This window comes from Aciditerrimonas ferrireducens (genome assembly GCF_023130475.1).
Taxonomy (GTDB): Bacteria; Actinomycetota; Acidimicrobiia; order Acidimicrobiales; family UBA8190; genus Aciditerrimonas; species Aciditerrimonas ferrireducens.
In genome coordinates this window covers 1-16,880 of the sequence record NZ_JAKHEX010000013.1, presented here as the reverse complement: position 1 = coordinate 16,880, position 16,880 = coordinate 1, and the positions used below count along the sequence as shown (strand labels likewise).

The window sequence follows — 16,880 nt, the reverse complement described above, 5'->3', positions numbered from 1 at the left end:
GGGCCGGTCGGCCCTGAGCATGGCCCGGCCCCGTCCTCGCCGGGCCCGCCGGGTCCGCCGGACGTGGCTCCGGGTCCTGGGCCTGGTGGTTGTCTCGGCCGTCTTGGTGACCCTCGACTACCGGGGTGAGCTCCACGGAGCGGTCAACGCGGCCCGCCGCTCGACCGCCGACGCCCTGAACCCGGTGGAACGGGCGGTCGACGACGTCTTGCACCCGGTCGGCCACTTCTTCGCCGGTGCCCTTGAGTACGGCTCCCTGGCCCGGCAGAACGCCGAGCTGCGCCTGGAGCTTCGCCGGGCCGAGGGGCAGGTGCTCCGGCTGGGGACCGAACGCCGGGAGCTCGACCAGCTGGCCCGGCTCGAGCACCTGCCCTTCGTCGACGTGGCCACCATCCCGACGGTGACCGCCGAGGTGATCGGCCAGAGCAGCTCGAACTTCGAGGCGACGGTCACCCTGGACAAGGGCCAGGACGACGGGGTCGCGGTCGGGATGCCGGTGGTGGACGGGCTGGGGCTGGTCGGTCGGGTCGTCCAGGTGGCCAGCCATCAGGCCACGGTCGAGCTCATCACCGACTCCCGCAGCGTCGTCTCGGTGACCTACGGCACCGCTGGGGCCCTGGCGGCCGCCAGCGGGCAGGGCCCCGGTGCGGCCCTGCGGGTCGACTACGTCCCGAACCGGGCGCCGATCCACCGGGGGGAGCTGCTGTCGACCTCAAGCGTCCGGAGCACGGCGGCTGGCACCCAGGCGACGGTCAGCGCCCGACCGGTCGCCGACCTGGGGAGCCTGGGCTTCGTCGACGTCCTGGCCTGGGAACCGCCGGGATGAGCCAGGTCGAAGCGCCCCTCGAGGGCAGCCAGCCCCTGCCCCTCGAAGCCCTGGTCCGGCTGTCCCTGGTGGTGGTGGTCAGCCTGGTCCTCCAGCTCTCCCTGCTCGACGGCGTCCGCGTGGCCGGCGCCCATCCGGATCTCCTGGTTCTCCTGCCGGTGGCCGTGGGCCTGCTGGCCGGCCCGGATCGGGGGGCCAGCGTCGGGTTCGTCGTGGGGCTCGTCACCGACCTGGTCCTCCCCACCCCCTTCGGCCTCTCGGCCCTCGTCGGCACCCTCCTCGGGGCCGCCGCCGGCAGCCTGCGGCCAGGCCGCGCTCGACCGTCGCTCTGGATGGCGGTCCCCCTGGTCGCGGCGGGCGCCGCGGCGGGGACGGTCCTGCGCGGGGTGCTGCTGGCGCTCTTCGGGGTGCCCAAGGCGCTCACGGCCTACCTGCCCCCAGCCCTCGTGGTGGTGACCGTGGGCGGCCTGGTCCTCGGACCGCTCGTGCTGCGGGCGGTCCGCTGGGCCCTGCCGGTCGAGGAGCCGGCCCGTCCCGGCCCGGGACTCGGGGGATCGGCGGCCCCCGGGCGCGTCCGCACCTGACGCAGGAACACCGAACGTGGCCTTAGGCGCGCGGCACGCCACGATCTCCCCGGTTCGGCGCGCCGGGGACCTAGACTGCGAGCAGCGATGGAGAACCTGTGGCCACGGATCGAGCCCCTCTTGGCCCAGGTCGAGAAGCCGGCCCGGTACATCGGCGGGGAGCTGGGTGCCCAAGAGCCCTGCCATGGACCGGGACGGGTCTCCTGGCTGCTGGTCTACCCGGACAGCTACGAGATCGGCCTGCCCAACCAGGGGCTCCAGATCCTCTACGAGATCCTGAACGAACGGCCCGACGCGGCGGCCGAGCGGACCTACGCGCCGTGGGTGGACATGGAGGCCGCCATGCGGGCGGCCGGGGTCCCGCTGTTCTCCTTGGAGACCCACCGGCCCGCGGCAGCCTTCGACGTCATCGCCTTCAACCTGGCGGCCGAGCTCACCTACACGAACGTCCTGAACCTTCTCGACCTGGCCGGCCTGCCGGTGCGCAGCGCGGCGCGCGACTCGAGCCATCCCCTGGTGCTCGCCGGCGGGCACTGCGCCTTCAACCCCGAGCCCTTGGCCGACTTCGTGGACGCCTTCGTGCTGGGCGACGGCGAGGAGGTGGTGGGGGAGCTGACCGAGGTGCTCGGCGGCGGGGACTGGACGGGGCCCGAGGGTCGCCACGCCCTGCGTCTCGCCCTGGCCCAGGTGCCCGGGGTCTACGTCCCGGCCCTCTACCAGCCCGAGCTGGACCCGGCGGGGCGGCCCGTGAGCCTGCGGCCGCGGTTCCCGCAGGCGCCCGAGCGGGTGGAGAAGCGGACGGTGGCCGACCTGGCGGCTTGGCCCTACCCGAAGCGGCAGCTCGTGCCCCTCATCGAGGTGGTGCACGACCGGCTCAACGTCGAGGTGTTCCGGGGGTGCACCCGAGGCTGCCGGTTCTGCCAGGCAGGCATGATCACCCGACCGGTCCGGGAACGCCCCGCGGCCCAGGTCGCGAGGATGGTCCGCGAGGGCCTGGCCCGGACCGGCTACGACGAGGTGGCCCTGACCTCGCTCTCGACCGCCGACTTCTCGGGCATCGAGGAGACCGTGCGGGCGGTCATGGACGCCCCGGGCCGCCTCGGGCCCGTGGCCGTCAGCCTGCCGAGCCTGCGGGTGGACGCCTTCACCGTCGGCCTGGCCGCCCAGATCCAGCGGACCCGGCGGACCGGGTTGACGTTCGCCCCCGAAGGCGGGACGTGGCGGATGCGGCGGGTCATCAACAAGCTGATTCGCGAAGAGGACCTCTACGCCGCCGTCGAGGCGGCCTTCGCCCAGGGGTGGCGGCGGGTCAAGCTCTACTTCCTCATCGGCCTGCCCACCGAGACCGACGAGGACGTCCTCGGCATCGCCGAGCTGACGAAGCGCTGCGTGGCCATCGGCCGGGCCCACCACCGGTCGGTGACCGTGACCGCGTCGGTCGGCGGGTTCGTGCCGAAGCCCCACACGCCCTTCCAGTGGGCCCGGCAGGACACCCCCGAGGAGCTGCGTCGCAAGGTCGGGCTGCTGAAGGACGCCCTGCGGGGGGTCCGGGGGGCGTCGCTGCGCTGGCACGACCCGGCGGCCTCGGCGGTCGAGGGGCTGCTCAGCCGGGGCGACCGTCGGGTGGGCGCGGTCATCGAGCGGGTCTGGCGGGCCGGGGGCACCTTCCAGGAGTGGTCGGAGCGCTTCGAGCTGGCCCGCTGGGAGGACGCCCTGGCCGAGGAGGGACTCTCCCTCGACGAGCTCGTCCACCGGGAGCGCGCCGAGGACGAGCCCCTGCCCTGGGACCACATCTCCGCCGGCTTGCACCGGGACTTCCTCTGGCAGGACTGGCAGGACGCCCTGGCCGAGCAGGGGGTGGAGGACTGCCGGTGGACCCCGTGCTACGACTGCGGCGCCTGCACGGGGTTCGGCCTGGAGCACGTCGTGGCCTCGACCACGCCGCCCGCGGGGGGGAGCCAGGGCACCGGCCAGGACCTGGCGAGCGGGGGCCGGGTCCCGGTCCGGTTCCTGCCGGTGGGGGCCGGCCGGTGACCGACCAGGGCGGGGACGGCCGGCTGGTGCTGCGGCTGCGGTACACGAAGCTGGGCAAGCTTCGCTGGCTCTCCCACCGGGACCTGGCCCGGGTCCTCGAGCGGGCCCTGCGCCGGGCCCGCCTGCCGGTGGCCTACTCCGCCGGCTTCTCCCCCCATCCCCTGTTGAGCTTCGGGCTGGCCTTGCCCACCGGGTGCGAGTCCACGGCGGAGTACCTGGACGTGCGGCTCGAACCCACGCCTGGGCTCCTGGAGGCCGGTCCGGCCCTCCCCGACCTGGTCCGCCGGGAGCTCGGGCCGGCCCTGCCCCAGGGGGTGGCGGTCCTGGCGGCCGCGGTCCTCGAGGGATCCTCGCGCTCCCTCCAGCAGATCGTGACCGCCTGCGAGTGGCAGCTCCTCGCCCCTGGGGCCGACCCTGCTGCGCTTCGACGGCGGGCGGCCGAGCTGCTGGACGCGGAGTCGGTGCCGGTGGCCCGACAGCGGCGAGGGGCCCTCGTGGAAGAGGACCTCCGCCCCGGCCTGCTGGCGCTGCGGGTCGAGGACCCCCAGGCCGACCCGGAACCGTCCGGTCCCCAGGTCGTGGCCGAGCTGGCCACCGGGGTGCCCGGTGCCCGCCCCGACGGCCTGGCCCGCGCCCTGGGCATCCCCGGCGCCCTGGTGCGCCGGACCCACCAATGGACGAACGTCGAGGGCTCCCGGCGGGAGCCCCTCGATGCCGGGCCCCCGGCCCTCGTCCCCGAGGGGGCGGCCCGGTGACCACGAGGAAGGATCGTTCCCATGTCCGACGACCCTGCCGGCACCCCGGTGGCCGGGGCTGCCGACGACAGCCCGCCGGTCCCGGGGCCTGCGCCGGCGGCTCCCAGCGGCTCCCCCGCCCGTCCCGTCCCGGGGCCGGCTGAGGGGCCGACGAACGGGCAGGCCGCCCCGGCCAAGCCTCGGATCGGCGACACCCGGCCAGCGCCCCCCGTGCTGGCCAAGCCCCGCATCGGCGACACCCGGCCAGCGCCCCCGGTCCAAGGTCCCCCGTCCGGGGGGGCCAGCCGCTCTCGCCGGCGGCGGCGAGGCAGCGGCGGGCAGGGCGGCTCCGGTGGGGTGGCCGGTGGGCGGGGCCCGTCGGCGGCCCCGTCGGTCTCGGCGCCCCCGGCCCCGTCGGCGGGGCGGGCGGGCAGGGGAACCGAGGGACCGGCGGGCACCACCGAGGGTGCCTCGAATCCGCCGAGCCGGCCCCGGGGTGAGCGGCGCCGGGAGCGGCGCAGCCGGGCCGTCGGCCGCTACATGATGTGCGTCCACGTGCGACCGGAGGCCACCCAGATCGCCGTCCTGGAGGGTCGGACCCTCGTGGAGCACCTGGTGTCCCGGGCGGCCGACGACGTGCACCAGATTGACGGCAACATCTACCAGGGTCGGGTGCAGAACGTGCTGCCGGGCATGGAGGCAGCGTTCGTGGACATCGGGACCCCGAAGAACGCCGTGCTCTACCGCGGCGACGTCCGCTACGACCCCGAGGACGTCGAAGGGGAGCCGGGGGCCCAGCCCCGGATCGAGGACGTCTTGGAGCCCGGGCAGCTCATCGTGTGCCAGGTGACGAAGAACCCCATCGGGGCGAAGGGCGCCCGGCTGACCCAGGAGGTGTCGCTGCCGGGGCGCTTCGCCGTCATGGTGCCCAACTCCCGGACGTTCGGCATCTCCAAGCGCCTCGACGACGCGGAGCGGCGTCGACTGCGGCGAATCCTCGACGAGGTCCGGCCCGAGGGCCACGGCCTCATCGTCCGGACGGCGGCCGAGGGAGCCAGCCGGGAGGAGCTCGCCGCCGACGTCCAGCGGCTCCTGGCCCGCTGGCAGGCCATCGAGGCCTCGGCCCGGGAGGCCCGCCAGCCCCAGCTGCTCTACCGGGAGCCCGACATGGCGGTCCGGATCGTCCGGGAGGAGCTGAACCGGGACTACCGGGCGGTGCTGATCGACGACTGGGGGCTCTACGAGGCCGTGCGGCGCTACGTGGAGGAGATGGAGCCGGAGCTGGCCGACCGGGTCGAGTACTACGACCCCGAGGAGGAGCGCCTGCCGATCTTCGAGCGCTTCCACGTCCACGAGCAGCTCCACAAGGCCCTCGACCGCAAGGTCTGGCTGCCCTCGGGGGGCTCGATCATCATCGAGCGGACCGAGGCCCTCACGGTGATCGACGTGAACACCGGGAAGAACGTCGGCCGGTCCAACCTCGAGGAGACCGTCTTCCGGAACAACCTCGAGGCGGCCGAGGAGATCGCCCGCCAGCTCCGCCTGCGGGACATCGGCGGCATCATCGTCATCGACTTCATCGACATGGAGCACAAAGAGCACCGGGAGCAGGTCACCCAGGCCCTGCGGGCCGCCCTGGCCAGGGACAAGACCCGCACCCAGGTCTTCGAGATCTCCGAGCTCGGCCTGGTCGAGATGACCCGCAAGCGGGTCTCGGAGGGCCTGGTCGAGGCCCTCTCGCAGACCTGCCAGGTCTGCGGCGGCCGGGGCCTGGTCCTGGACCGCTCCTTGCTCTGAACCGAGGGGTCCTCGCCAGCGGGCTAGACTCTCCCCGCTATGTACGCCGTCGTCCGCAGCGGAGGGAAGCAGGAGCGGGTCGAGCCCGGCGCGACCGTGCTCGTCGAGCGCCTGGCGGCACCCGTGGGAGCCGAGGTCGAGCTGGAGCCGGTCCTCGTGGTCGACGGGGAGCGGGTCCTCGCCACCCCGGCCGAGCTGGCCGGGGCCCGGGTGACCGCCCGGGTGCGCGGCGAGCGCCTCGGGCCGAAGATCCGGGGCTTCACCTACAAGCCCAAGACGAACCAGCGGCGGCGATTCGGTCACCGTCAGCGGCACACCGAGCTCGAGATCCTCGAGGTCCGAGCCGGCTGAGCAGGTCCAGGGCGCCGGCCGGGACAGCAGGACGGCAGCGGAGAGAGGGACGGAGGCGATGTCCAAGACCAAGGGTGGTGGTTCGACCCGCAACGGCCGGGACTCGGCGGCCAAGCGCCTGGGGGCCAAGGCCTTCGACGGGATGCAGGTCCCAGCCGGGGCCATCCTGGTGCGCCAACGCGGGACCCGCTTCCACCCTGGCCTGAACGTCGGACGGGGCGGCGACGACACCCTCTTCGCGCTGCGGGCCGGCACGGTCCGCTTCGCCAGCCGGCGGAACCGTCGGCTGGTCGACGTGCTGCCCAGCGACCAGTCGGCCTGAGCTCGTCTCAGCGGCGGGGCGCGGACCCGAGCACCGTCCGCAGGACGTCGGCCACCGCGGGCACGGCCTCGGCGGTGCGGGCCGCCAGGTCCTCGACGTGCACCGGGCCCGGGTCGACCCCGGCCGCCAGGTTGACGACCACCGACAAGCCGAGCAGCTCGGCCCCGAGGTGGCGGGCGGCCACGGCCTCGAGGGCGGTCGACATGCCCACCAGGTCGCACCCCAGGGCCCGCAGGGCCCGGACCAGGGCGGGGGTCTCGAGCTGGGGGCCCCGCACCTGGGCGTAGACCGCCTCGGCCAGACCAGGGTGCCGGTGCCGGGCGGCCAGGCGCAGGCGCGGCGACCAGGCGTCGGTGAGGTCCAGGAAGGGCGGCGGCTGGAGGCCGCTCAAGGGCCCGGGGTCCCCGGTCCAGTCCAGGTGGTCGGCCACGAGCGCCAGCTCGCCGACCCGCAGGTGCGGATCGAGGGCCCCCGCCGCGTTCGTCAGGGCGACGACCTCGGCGCCGGCCAGCACCGCCGTGCGGACCCCGTGGACCACCTGGGCCGCCCCGAGGCCTTCGTAGAGGTGCACGCGCCCGAGCAGCACGAGCACGGGCGTGCCGTCGACGTCGACCAGCCGGGCGGCCTGGCGGTGGCCGGGCGCCCCCGCGGGGACGAAGCCCGGGAGCGCCACGAGGTCGAGGTCTGGTCCGACGGGCGAGCCGAGCTGCTCGGCCACGGCGCCGAGCCCCGAGCCGAGGACCACCGCGGCTCGGGGGGCCTGCCCCAGGGCGTCCCGCAGGGCTTGCGCCGCCTCCCCAGCGAGGGCCAGGGCCTCGGCCGGCCCCGGCTCGGCCGCCGGGCGGAAGGGGGTGGGGTCGGGCATGGTCGGTCCTCCTCGGCGCTGACCGGCGGGGTGGGGCGAGCCGCCCGGTCGATGCCCCGGTCGATGCCCGGGTCGGCGCCGGTGGCGGGCCCGAGCGGTCCCGATAGCATGCCCCGCCGTGCCCCCGCCCGTGGCAGCCCGGTGGCGTCTGGTGGCCTCCTACGTAGTGCCGGTCGACCCGCCGGGGACGGTCTGGGCGCCGGGGGTGGTCGACGTGGCAGGGGAGCGGATCGCCTACGCCGGCCCCCCCGAGGGGGCCCCCGCCTTCGACGGGCCGGTCCGGCAGCTCCCGGGGATCGTGCTGCCCGGCTTGGTGAACAGCCACGGCCACAGCCCCATGACCCTGCTGCGAGGGGTGGGGGACGGCCTGCCGCTGGAGCGCTGGCTGGCCGAGGCCATCTGGCCCCGGGAGGCCCGCCTGACCCCCGACGACGTCTACTGGGGCATGACCCTCGGGGCGGCCGAACTGCTCCGCAACGGGGTGACCAGTACCTGCGAGACCTACTTCCACGACCGGGCGCTGCTGGACGCTGCCGTGGACGCCGGCCTGCGCTGCGTGGTCACCCCGGGCATCCTGGACCTGCCGGCGCGAGGGGCTCGCTGGCGTTGGCAGGCCATGCTCGAGGCCGCCCTCGGCCTGGTCGAGGAGCAGCAGGGCCGGGCCGGCCTCGTCCAGGTGGGCCTGGGTCCCCACGCCCCCTACAGCCTGCCCGACGAGGCCCTGGTGGCCGTCGGCCGGGCCGCGTGCGAGGGGGACCTGCTGCTCTCGATCCACTTGGCCGAGACCCGCCGGGAGGTGGAGGCCCTCCGGGCCGAGCGGGGCTGCTCCCCGGTGGCCTACCTGGCGGGCCTCGGGGTGCTCGACGCCCCGGTCCTGGCAGCCCATGGGGTCTGGCTCGAGGGAGCCGAGCTGAGCACGTTGGCCGAGCGGGGGGTGGCGGTGGCCCACTGCCCCCAGAGCAACGCCAAGCTGGGCAGCGGCTGCGCCCCGCTCGTGGCGCTGCTCCGGGCCGGGGTGACCGTGGGCCTCGGGACCGACGGGCCGGCCTCGAACGACGACCTGGACCTCTTCGAGGAGCTGCGGCTGGCCGGCCTGCTGGCCCGGGCCTTGGCCGCGGACCCGAGCGTCGTCGAGACCCCGGCCCTGCTGACCCTCGCCACCTTCGGTGGGGCGAGGGCCCTGCGGCTGCCGGCTGGTCGCCTGGCCGGCGGCCAGCTCGCCGACCTGGTGCACCTCGAGGCCGAGGACCCCCGGCTGGTCCCGATCCTTCGGCCCGAGGAGGTCCCCGCTCGCCTGGTCTGGTCGGCCGCCAGCCACCTGGTGCGCGACGTCTGGGTCGGGGGGCGACAGGTGGTCCGGGACGGGGAGGTGCTCGGGGTCGACCTGGGCCGGGCCCGTCGGGAGGTCCAGGCCCGCGCCGAGCGGCTCCGGGGCTAGCCGGGGCTCTTTAGGATCGGGCGGTGGCTGGATTCGTCGACGAGGCCCAGCTCCACGTGAAGGGCGGGGACGGCGGGGCGGGGGCGGTGGCGTTCCGCCGGGAGGCCCACGTCCCCCTTGGCGGGCCCGACGGCGGCGACGGGGGCGACGGCGGGGACGTCTGGCTGGTCGCCTCCACCAGCCACGCCTCGCTGCTGGCCTTCCAGGACCAGCCCTACCGCAAGGCCGGCGACGGCCGGCACGGCCAGGGCAAGCGCCGCCACGGGGCCCGCGGGGCCGACCTGGAGGTGCCGGTGCCGGTGGGTACCACCGTCAAGGACCGCGACGGCTCGGTGCTCGCCGACCTGGCGGTGGCCGGGGATCGCTGGCGGGCCGCCCGCGGGGGCCGGGGCGGCCAGGGCAACGCCCGCTTCGCCTCGGCCCGCCGCCGGGCCCCGGACTTCGCCGAGCAGGGGGAGCCCGGGGAGGACCGCTGGCTGCGCCTGGAGCTGCGCCTGGTGGCCGACGTGGCCCTCGTCGGCCTGCCCAACGTCGGCAAGTCCACCCTCATCAGCCGGGTCTCTGCCGCCCGCCCCAAGGTCGCCGACTACCCCTTCAACACCCTCCGGCCCCACCTCGGGGTGGTCCGGGTCGGGCAGGGTCCGAAGGAGGTCGAGTTCGTGCTGGCCGACGTGCCCGGCCTCGTGGAGGGTGCGGCCGAAGGGCGAGGGCTCGGTCACCGCTTCCTCCGCCACGTCGAGCGGGCCCGGGTGCTCTGCCTCCTTTTGGACCTGGCCGACGGCTTGGCCCCCCCGCCGGCCGCCCAGGCCGACATCCTCCTGCGGGAACTGGGCCGCTACCAGCCCGAGCTGCTCACCCGGCCGCGTGTGCTGGTGGGGTCCCGGGCCGACCTGGCCGGGGACTCGACCCCGCCCCCCGGGGTCGAGCTGGTCGTCTCGGCGGTCCGGGGCACGGGGCTGCCGGCCCTCCTCACCCGCCTGGCTGAGCTCGTCGAGGAGGCCCGGGCCGCCGAGGGCCCAGGACCTCGCCCCCCCCTGGTCGTCTACCGTCCCCTCGAGCAGGACCTGGTGGTCGAGCCGGCCGGGCCTGGTCGGTGGGTGGTGGGGGGGGCGGCGGCCAGCCGGGCCGTTGCCCTCTCGGATCTCACGAGCGACCAGGCCCTCGAGCTGGTCGAGCGGCGGCTCCGTCGCTTGGGGGTTGAGCGGGCCCTGCGGCGAGCCGGGGCGCAGGACGGCGACGAGGTCGTCCTCGGCCCCCTCCAGTTCACCTACCACCGGGACGACGTGGTGGTGCCGGTGCCGAAGCGGCCCTCGCGGCGCAAGGACCTCCGATGAGTGCCGGGGGAGGCCGGGCGACGGTGGTGGTGAAGGTCGGGTCGTCCTCGGTCACCCGACCCGAGGGGGGGCCCGACCTCGGTGCCCTGGCCAAGCTGGCCGGCGAGGTGGCGGCGCTGCGCCAGGCCGGCACGGACGTGGTCGTGGTCAGCTCGGGAGCAGTGGCCACCGGACGGGCCGTCCTCGGCGAGCGGCCGCTGCCACGGCTCGACTCGGCGGCGCCCAGCGAGGGGAGCGGCCCTCGGGAGCGGAGCCGGGACGGCCGGGACGTGAGCCTCCTCCAGGCCCTGGCGGCCATCGGGCAGCACCGGCTCCTTCGGGCCTGGGACGACGCCCTGGCGGGCCACGGCCTGGTGGCCGCCCAGGTCCTCCTGGCTCCGCTGGACTTCGGCCACCGCCAGCAGTACCTCCACGCCCGGCGGACCCTGGCCGCCTTGCTGGCGCTCGGGGCGGTGCCGGTCGTCAACGAGAACGACGCGACCGCCGACGACGAGATCCGCTTCGGGGACAACGACCGGCTGGCTGCCCTGGTGGCCCACCTGGTGGCCGCCGACCTGCTGGTCCTCCTGACCGACACCCCGGGCCTGTTCACCGCCGATCCCCGGATCGACGCCGAGGCGTCCTTGATCGCCGAAGTGGCCGAGATCGACAAGGCCCTCGAGGCCGCCGCCGGCGGGCCGGGCAGCGCCGTGGGCAGCGGGGGCATGGCGGCCAAGCTGGCGGCGGCCCGGATCGCCACCTGGTCCGGGGTGCCGACCGTCATCGCTGCCGCCGAGGAGCCCGGGGTGCTGGGTGCCGTGGTGGCCGGGCGGCCCGGGGTCGGCACCCGGTTCCGGGCCCGGCCTCGACGGCTGTCAGCCCGGAAGCTCTGGATCGCCTTCGCCGTGGCGCCCGCGGGCCGACTGGTGGTCGACGAGGGGGCCAAGGAGGCCCTGGTCCAGCGGGAGGCCTCCCTGCTGCCGGCCGGTATCGTGGCCGTCGAGGGGTACTTCGGGGCGGACGACGCCGTCGAGATCGCCGGGCGCGACGGCCAGGTGTTCGCCAAGGGCCTGAGCCGCCACGACGCCGAAGCCCTGCGCCGAGCCGCCGGCCGACGATCGAGCGAACTGCCGCCGTCGGTGGGGGAGGCGGTGCACCGGGACGACCTCGTGCTGCTCCTCTGAGCGCTCCGGCAGCGGCGGGGGCGTTCCCGGCCGGTCGGGGCCCAGGCCCCTCGGATCAGGAGTGCAGATCAGGGGTGCGGGCTCGGCGGGTGGGGGCCGAGTACCCTGGGGCCATGGCCGAGGACCTCGACGAGCTGGGCGAGCGCGCCGTGACCGCCGCCCGGGCCCTGGCGCGGGCCCGGCGAGCGGCGAAGGACGCGTTCTTGACCGGTGCCGCAGCCCTGCTCGAGGAGCGCCGCGAGGAGGTCCTGGCGGCCAACGCCCAGGACGTGGCGGCAGCCGAGACGGCCGGGGCGGACGCCACGGCCTTGGACCGCCTGCGGCTCACCCCGGCCCGGGTGGCCCAGATGGCCGAGGGCTTGCGAGCGGTGGCCGCCCAGGCGGACCCGGTGGGGGCCTGCGGGTCAGCCAGGTGCGGGTACCGCTCGGGGTGGTCGGCGTGGTCTACGAGAACCGCCCGAACGTGACGGCCGACGCTGCGGCCCTGGCGGTGAAGGCGGGCAACGCCGTGGTCCTCCGGGGCTCCTCGGCGGCGGCCCGTTCGAACGGGCAGATCGTGGAGCTCCTGCGGCTGGCGGCGGCGAAGGCCGGGCTGCCGGAGGACGCGGTGCTCGCGGTGCCCCCCGGGGACCACGAGACGGTCCGGGCGTTCCTGCAGCTGCCCGTGCTGGACTGCCTGGTGCCCCGGGGCGGCCGGCAGCTGCTGGCGGCGGTCCGGCAGTACGCCACGGTGCCGACCATCATCGACGGCGAGGGCAACTGCCACGTCTACGTGGACCGGGCCGCCGACCTGGCCATGGCCGAGGCCATCGTGGTGAACGCCAAGACCCAGCGGCCCTCGGTATGCAACGCGGCCGAGACCCTACTCGTGCACGCCGAGGTGGCCGAGACGTTCCTGCCGAGGGTGGCGGCGGCCCTCCAGGGTGTCGAGCTGGTGGGCGACGAGCGGGTCCGGCGGATCCTGCCAGGGGTCGGCCCGGCCAGCGAGGAGGACTTCGCCCAGGAGTTCCTGGGGCCGAAGCTGGCCGTCGGGGTGGTGGACGACCTGGAGCAGGCCATGGCCCACATCGCCCGGTACTCCACGGGGCACTCGGAGGCCATCGTCACCGAGGACCTCCGAGCGGCCGAGCGCTTCCTGGCCGAGGTCGACGCGGCAGCGGTGCTGGTGAACGCCTCGACCCGTTTCGTGGACGGCGGCGAACTGGGCCTGGGGGCCGAGATCGGGATCTCGACCCAGAAGCTCCACGTCCGGGGCCCCATGGGCCTTCGAGCCCTGACCTCGGTGAAGTACCAGATCCGGGGCGAGGGGCAGGTGCGGTCATGAGCGACGCCGCCCCGCTCGGGGGCCGGTTCGAGACGACCGGGGGCCTGGTCGAGGACCTGGGTTTCGTCGACCCCGGCCCGGCCCGCTTCCGAGGGGTGGCCGACGTCGTGGCCCGCCTCGCCGAGGTCGGCTACCTGGCCGACGAGGCCATCGGCACGGTCGTCCACTTGGCCGACCGCCTGGCCAAGCCGGTGCTGGTCGAGGGGCCGGCGGGCACGGGCAAGACCGAGCTGGCGAAGTCCGTGGCCCGGGCGACCGGCAGCCGCCTGGTCCGGCTGCAGTGCTACGAGGGCCTGGACGAAACGAAGGCCCTCTACGAGTGGAACTACCGCAAGCAGCTCCTGCGCATCCAGGCCCAGGCGGTCCTGGCGCCCGAGGGCACCGAACCTGCCGCTGGCGACCCGAGGGACCCCGAGGGCACCGAGCGGCGCTGGCACGACCTGGAGTCCGACATCTTCTCCGAGGAGTTCCTGCTCGCCCGACCGCTCCTCGAGGCCATCGCCAGCCCCGAGCCCGTGGTCCTGCTGGTCGACGAGGTGGACCGGATCGAGCTGGAGACCGAGGCCCTCCTCCTCGAGGTCCTCTCCGAGCACCAGGTGACGATCCCGGAGCTCGGGACCATCCGCGCCACCCGCATCCCCTTGGTGTTCCTGACCTCCAACGGGACCCGGGAGCTCTCCGAGGCGCTGAAGCGGCGCTGCCTGTTCCTCCACCTGGACTACCCGAGCTTGGAGCGGGAGCGGGCCATCGTGGCCGCCCGGGTGCCGGGCATCGGCGAGGAGCTGGCCGACCAGGTGGCCCGGGTGGTGCGAAGCCTGCGGGGCCTGGACCTGAAGAAGCACCCCTCGGTCTCCGAGACCCTGGACTGGGCCCGGACCCTGGTGCTGCTGGGCATCGAGCAGGTGGATCCGGCCAGCACCCGGGCCACCTTGAACGTGCTCTTGAAGTACCGGAGCGACCTGGAGAAGGCCATGAAGGAGCTGGACCTGGCGGCAGCAGGCGGGGACGACTGAGGCGGACGTCGCATGCTGGACGTCCTGACCGGCTTCCTGGAGGAGCTCCGGGCGGCCGGGGTGCCGGTCTCCCTGGCCGAGGCCACCGACGCCGCCCGGGCGGTCCAGGTCGTGCCGGCGGCCGACCGGGCAGCGTTTCACCAGGCCCTGGCGGCCACCTTGGTGAAGTCGCCCAGCCACCTCCCGGCGTTCGAGACGGCCTTCGCCGTCTACTTCGCTCCCCGCGGTGCTGGAGTCTTGGGGGAAGACGAGGGCTCGGAGCCCGAGGCCGCGTCGCCGAACCGGGGCGCGGCCTCGATGGGCGCGCCCGGGGACGGCGGGGGACCGGGGGCCGCCCAGCGCCCCGAGGACCTGGCCGCAGCCCTCGTCAGGGCGCTGCTCGCCGGGGACCAGGCGGCCGTGGCCGAGCTGGCCCGCCAGGCGGTGGCCCGGCTCTCGGGCATGGAGCCGGGCCGGCCGGTCGGGGGCACCTACTACCTCTACCGGACCCTCCGGCAGCTCGACCTGGCGAGCATCGAGGCCCAGTTGCTCGAGGCGCTCGCCGGCCAGGCCGGCCAGCCGACCGACGGGCTCCGACGCCGGCTCCTGGAGGACGAGGTGGCCGAGCGGATCGAGGCCCTGCGGCGGGCGGTCCAGGACGAGATCCGGCGGCTGCTGGTCGCCGACAGGGGTGCGCAAGCCCTGCACCGCTCGGTCCGCCAACCGCTCCTCGAGCAGGTCGACTTCATGCACGCCTCGGCCGAGGAGCTCCGGGCCCTGCACCGGGCCATCGCCCCCCTCTCGCGCCGGCTGGCCGTCCGGCTGGCCCGACGACGCCGGCAGGGCCGGGAGGGCCGGCTCGACGTCCGGGCCACCCTGCGGGCCTCCTTGTCGAGCGGCGGGGTGCCCGTGGCGCTGCACTGGCGGCCCCCGAGGCCGGCGAAGCCCGAGCTCATGGTGGTGGCGGACGTCTCGGGGTCGGTGGCGTCCTTCGCCCGCTTCACCCTGCTCCTGCTCCACGCCCTGGCCAGCCAGTTCAGCCGGGTGCGGAGCTTCGTGTTCATCGACGGCATCGACGAGGTGACCGACCTCCTGGATCGGACCGAGGACCCCGCAGAAGCGGCCCGGCGGGTCACGACCGAAGCCGACGTGGTCTGGCTGGACGGCCACTCGGACTACGGCCACGCCCTGACGGTGTTCCAGGAGCGCTGGGGGGCCGAGGTGAGCGCCCGGACCAGCCTGCTCATCCTGGGGGACGCCCGGAGCAACTACCACACCCCCGAGGCCGAGGTCCTGGCCGACCTGGCGGCGCGGGCCCGGCACGTCTACTGGCTGAACCCCGAGCCCCGGGCCTACTGGGGGACCGGGGACTCGGTGGTCGGGGCCTACGCCCCCTACTGCGACCAGGTGGTCGAGGTGCGGAACCTGGCGCAGCTGGAACGCTTCGTGGCCGACCTGGCGTGAGCGCCCGACCGACGCGGCTGGTGCTCGTCCGCCACGGCCAGGCGGTCTGCAACGTGGCCGGGGTGGTCGGGGGACCGAAGGGGTGTCGGGGGCTGAGCGCCACTGGCCGGGCCCAGGTCCGCCGCTTGGCGGCCTGGCTGGCGGCCAGCGGCGAGCTCCGGGCGGCCAGCGCCCTCTACAGCAGCCCGCTGCCCCGAGCACGGGAGACGGCCGAGCTGCTCCGGCCAGCCGTGGGTGGGGGAGGGCTGGTGGTGCAGGTCGAGGAGGACCTGGCCGAGCTGCGACCAGGCCTGCTCGACGGCCGGCTCTGGGCGGAGGTGGCGGCGAGCGAGGCCCTCCCCGACTGGGACCTGGCCCCCGACGAGCCTCTCGGCCCCGAGGCGGAGAGCTGGACCGGGTTCGTGGCCCGGGCCCACGCGGCCCTCCAGGCGCTGGCCGATCGGCACCGGGGCCAGGACCTGGTGGTGGTGTGCCACGCGGGGGTGATCGAGGCCGCCGTGCTCGGCTGGCTGGGCAGCCGGCGCCCCCGCCTTGGCCTGCCGATCGCCCATGGGTCCCTCACCTGGTTCGAGCGACGAGGGTCGACCTGGGTGTTGCTGCGGGGCAACGACCAGCGAGGGGTCCGGAGCTCGCCCGACACGACCCCCGGGGGCGAGCCCGCGGCCTGTCGTCAGCAGCCGTAGTCGCCGTCGAAGGCGTTGCCCTCGACCTGGACTTGGTCCGAGTACTGGGTGACCAGGACCCCGCCGGTCGGCAGCATGTTGTTCGCGCTCGCGGCGTAGGAGACGCCGTTCTGGCAGTTGCCCTGGGGGTTGTTCGTGTACCACGCCAGCCAGATGGGCACCGGCGGCTGGTAGTTCCCCACCAGGCCGTTCCAGGTGAGGGGGGAGGTGTAGACGCCGACCGTGTTGACCCCTTCGTCCTGGAGGTAGGTCAGGGCACCTTGCACGACCTGCTGGTTGGCGGCCGTGTTCGAGGACCAGTTGGCCGGCTCCACGTCCACCCACCAGGGCACGTCGACGTCGACTCCTTGGCTCTGGGCGTACTGGTAGGCGTACTGGGCAGCCTCGTACCCGAAGTTGCACTGGGCGTTCCCGTTGCACCCCGGCTGGTCCTGGCTCGAGGAGCCGTAGGCCAGGAAGACGTAGAGCTCGAGGTTGCTGCCGGCCCAGGCGGCCTCCTGCTGGAGGCAGGGGTTGGGCGCCGAGAGCGCCCAGCCGGTGGTCTCCACGATGCCCAGCTGGGTGCTGGCCGGCAAAGGATCGGCGCACTGGTAGTTCGAGACGTCGTAGCCGTAGGAGCCCGGCGAGGCTGCGCTGTAGGTCGGGATGCCGTCGCCTGGGGCGTCGACCAGGGCGACGATCGGCTGGGTCACCTCGCTGGAGGTCGAGCCGAGCGTCGGGGCGTCGCCGAAGGTCCAGACGTGGCCGCTCCGGCTCACCAGCCAATAGCCCTCCCCGCTGGGGGTGGCGGCCATGGCCACGACCGGGGACGGGAGCGGGTTGCTGCCCCCCAGTCCCGTCAGGCCGTCGGTGTAGGTGTTGCCTTCGAACGGGGCGTTGCCGAAGGTGAACACGCCGCCGTCTTGGGCGACGAGCCAGTAGCCCTGGCCGTTTGGGGTGGGGGCGATGCCGACGATGGGGGCGGCGAGG

The 16,880-nt window shown here is 75.1% G+C and carries 17 protein-coding genes; 15 read left to right on the top strand and 2 right to left on the bottom strand.

The window, feature by feature from the left end:
• The first annotated feature begins 19 nt into the window (after positions 1–19).
• The 7 genes from mreC (at position 20) to rpmA (ending at position 6,648) form a co-directional block, all read left to right on the top strand.
• Entirely contained in the window at positions 20–826 is an 807-nt protein-coding gene (gene mreC, locus Acit_RS08380; RefSeq protein WP_248108013.1) for a rod shape-determining protein MreC, read from the top strand.
• On the top strand, positions 823–1,410 hold the full coding sequence (gene mreD, locus Acit_RS08375; protein ID WP_248108011.1) for a rod shape-determining protein MreD: 588 nt from the start codon (positions 823–825) through the stop codon (positions 1,408–1,410). Before mreC ends, mreD begins: the two co-directional genes overlap by 4 nt.
• Before the next feature lie 87 nt (positions 1,411–1,497).
• A complete protein-coding gene (locus Acit_RS08370; protein WP_248108009.1) occupies positions 1,498–3,444 on the top strand; it encodes a TIGR03960 family B12-binding radical SAM protein in 1,947 nt (648 codons plus the stop codon).
• Entirely contained in the window at positions 3,441–4,199 is a 759-nt protein-coding gene (locus Acit_RS08365; protein ID WP_248108007.1) for a TIGR03936 family radical SAM-associated protein, read from the top strand. Before Acit_RS08370 ends, Acit_RS08365 begins: the two co-directional genes overlap by 4 nt.
• 21 nt (positions 4,200–4,220) lie before the next feature.
• The gene (locus tag Acit_RS08360; protein WP_248108005.1) at positions 4,221–5,975 is read left to right on the top strand and encodes an Rne/Rng family ribonuclease; all 1,755 of its coding nucleotides are present in this window, start codon (positions 4,221–4,223) and stop codon (positions 5,973–5,975) included.
• Positions 5,976–6,014: 39 nt separating this feature from the next.
• A complete protein-coding gene (rplU, locus tag Acit_RS08355; protein WP_248107998.1) occupies positions 6,015–6,326 on the top strand; it encodes a 50S ribosomal protein L21 in 312 nt (103 codons plus the stop codon).
• A 58-nt stretch (positions 6,327–6,384) separates the two neighbouring features.
• Positions 6,385–6,648 carry a 50S ribosomal protein L27 gene (rpmA, locus tag Acit_RS08350; protein WP_248107995.1) on the top strand — a complete coding sequence of 88 codons (264 nt, stop codon included), beginning with the start codon at positions 6,385–6,387 and terminating at the stop codon, positions 6,646–6,648.
• A 7-nt stretch (positions 6,649–6,655) separates the two neighbouring features.
• On the opposite strand, the gene Acit_RS08345 is transcribed toward rpmA, so the two are convergent.
• Positions 6,656–7,513, bottom strand: a complete 858-nt coding sequence (locus Acit_RS08345; RefSeq protein ID WP_248107993.1) for a purine-nucleoside phosphorylase — start codon at positions 7,511–7,513, stop codon at positions 6,656–6,658.
• A 118-nt stretch (positions 7,514–7,631) separates the two neighbouring features.
• Between Acit_RS08345 and Acit_RS08340 the strand changes: the two genes are divergently transcribed.
• The 8 genes from Acit_RS08340 (at position 7,632) to Acit_RS08305 (ending at position 15,911) form a co-directional block, all read left to right on the top strand.
• Positions 7,632–8,951, top strand: coding sequence for an amidohydrolase family protein (locus Acit_RS08340; RefSeq protein WP_248107991.1), 1,320 nt, complete (start codon positions 7,632–7,634; stop codon positions 8,949–8,951).
• Between the two features lie 23 nt (positions 8,952–8,974).
• A complete protein-coding gene (gene obgE / locus Acit_RS08335) occupies positions 8,975–10,285 on the top strand; it encodes a GTPase ObgE (protein ID WP_248107989.1) in 1,311 nt (436 codons plus the stop codon).
• Positions 10,282–11,448: a glutamate 5-kinase gene (proB, locus tag Acit_RS08330; RefSeq protein ID WP_248107987.1), complete on the top strand. Its 1,167-nt coding sequence runs from the start codon at positions 10,282–10,284 to the stop codon at positions 11,446–11,448. The genes obgE and proB overlap by 4 nt, the downstream gene beginning before the upstream one ends.
• A 113-nt stretch (positions 11,449–11,561) precedes the next feature.
• Positions 11,562–11,915: a hypothetical protein gene (locus tag Acit_RS08325; protein WP_248107984.1), complete on the top strand. Its 354-nt coding sequence runs from the start codon at positions 11,562–11,564 to the stop codon at positions 11,913–11,915.
• Entirely contained in the window at positions 11,861–12,772 is a 912-nt protein-coding gene (locus tag Acit_RS08320) for a glutamate-5-semialdehyde dehydrogenase (RefSeq protein WP_248107982.1), read from the top strand. The genes Acit_RS08325 and Acit_RS08320 overlap by 55 nt, the downstream gene beginning before the upstream one ends.
• Positions 12,769–13,785, top strand: coding sequence for an AAA family ATPase (locus tag Acit_RS08315; RefSeq protein WP_248107979.1), 1,017 nt, complete (start codon positions 12,769–12,771; stop codon positions 13,783–13,785). Before Acit_RS08320 ends, Acit_RS08315 begins: the two co-directional genes overlap by 4 nt.
• A 12-nt stretch (positions 13,786–13,797) precedes the next feature.
• A complete protein-coding gene (locus Acit_RS08310; RefSeq protein WP_248107977.1) occupies positions 13,798–15,228 on the top strand; it encodes a vWA domain-containing protein in 1,431 nt (476 codons plus the stop codon).
• Positions 15,225–15,911, top strand: a complete 687-nt coding sequence (locus tag Acit_RS08305) for a histidine phosphatase family protein (protein WP_248107975.1) — start codon at positions 15,225–15,227, stop codon at positions 15,909–15,911. Before Acit_RS08310 ends, Acit_RS08305 begins: the two co-directional genes overlap by 4 nt.
• On the opposite strand, the gene Acit_RS08300 is transcribed toward Acit_RS08305, so the two are convergent.
• The coding region (locus Acit_RS08300; RefSeq protein ID WP_248107972.1) for a glycoside hydrolase family 25 domain-containing protein at positions 15,899–16,880 on the bottom strand (982 nt) is incomplete at its 5' end. The two genes, Acit_RS08305 and Acit_RS08300, sit on opposite strands and share 13 nt — an antisense overlap.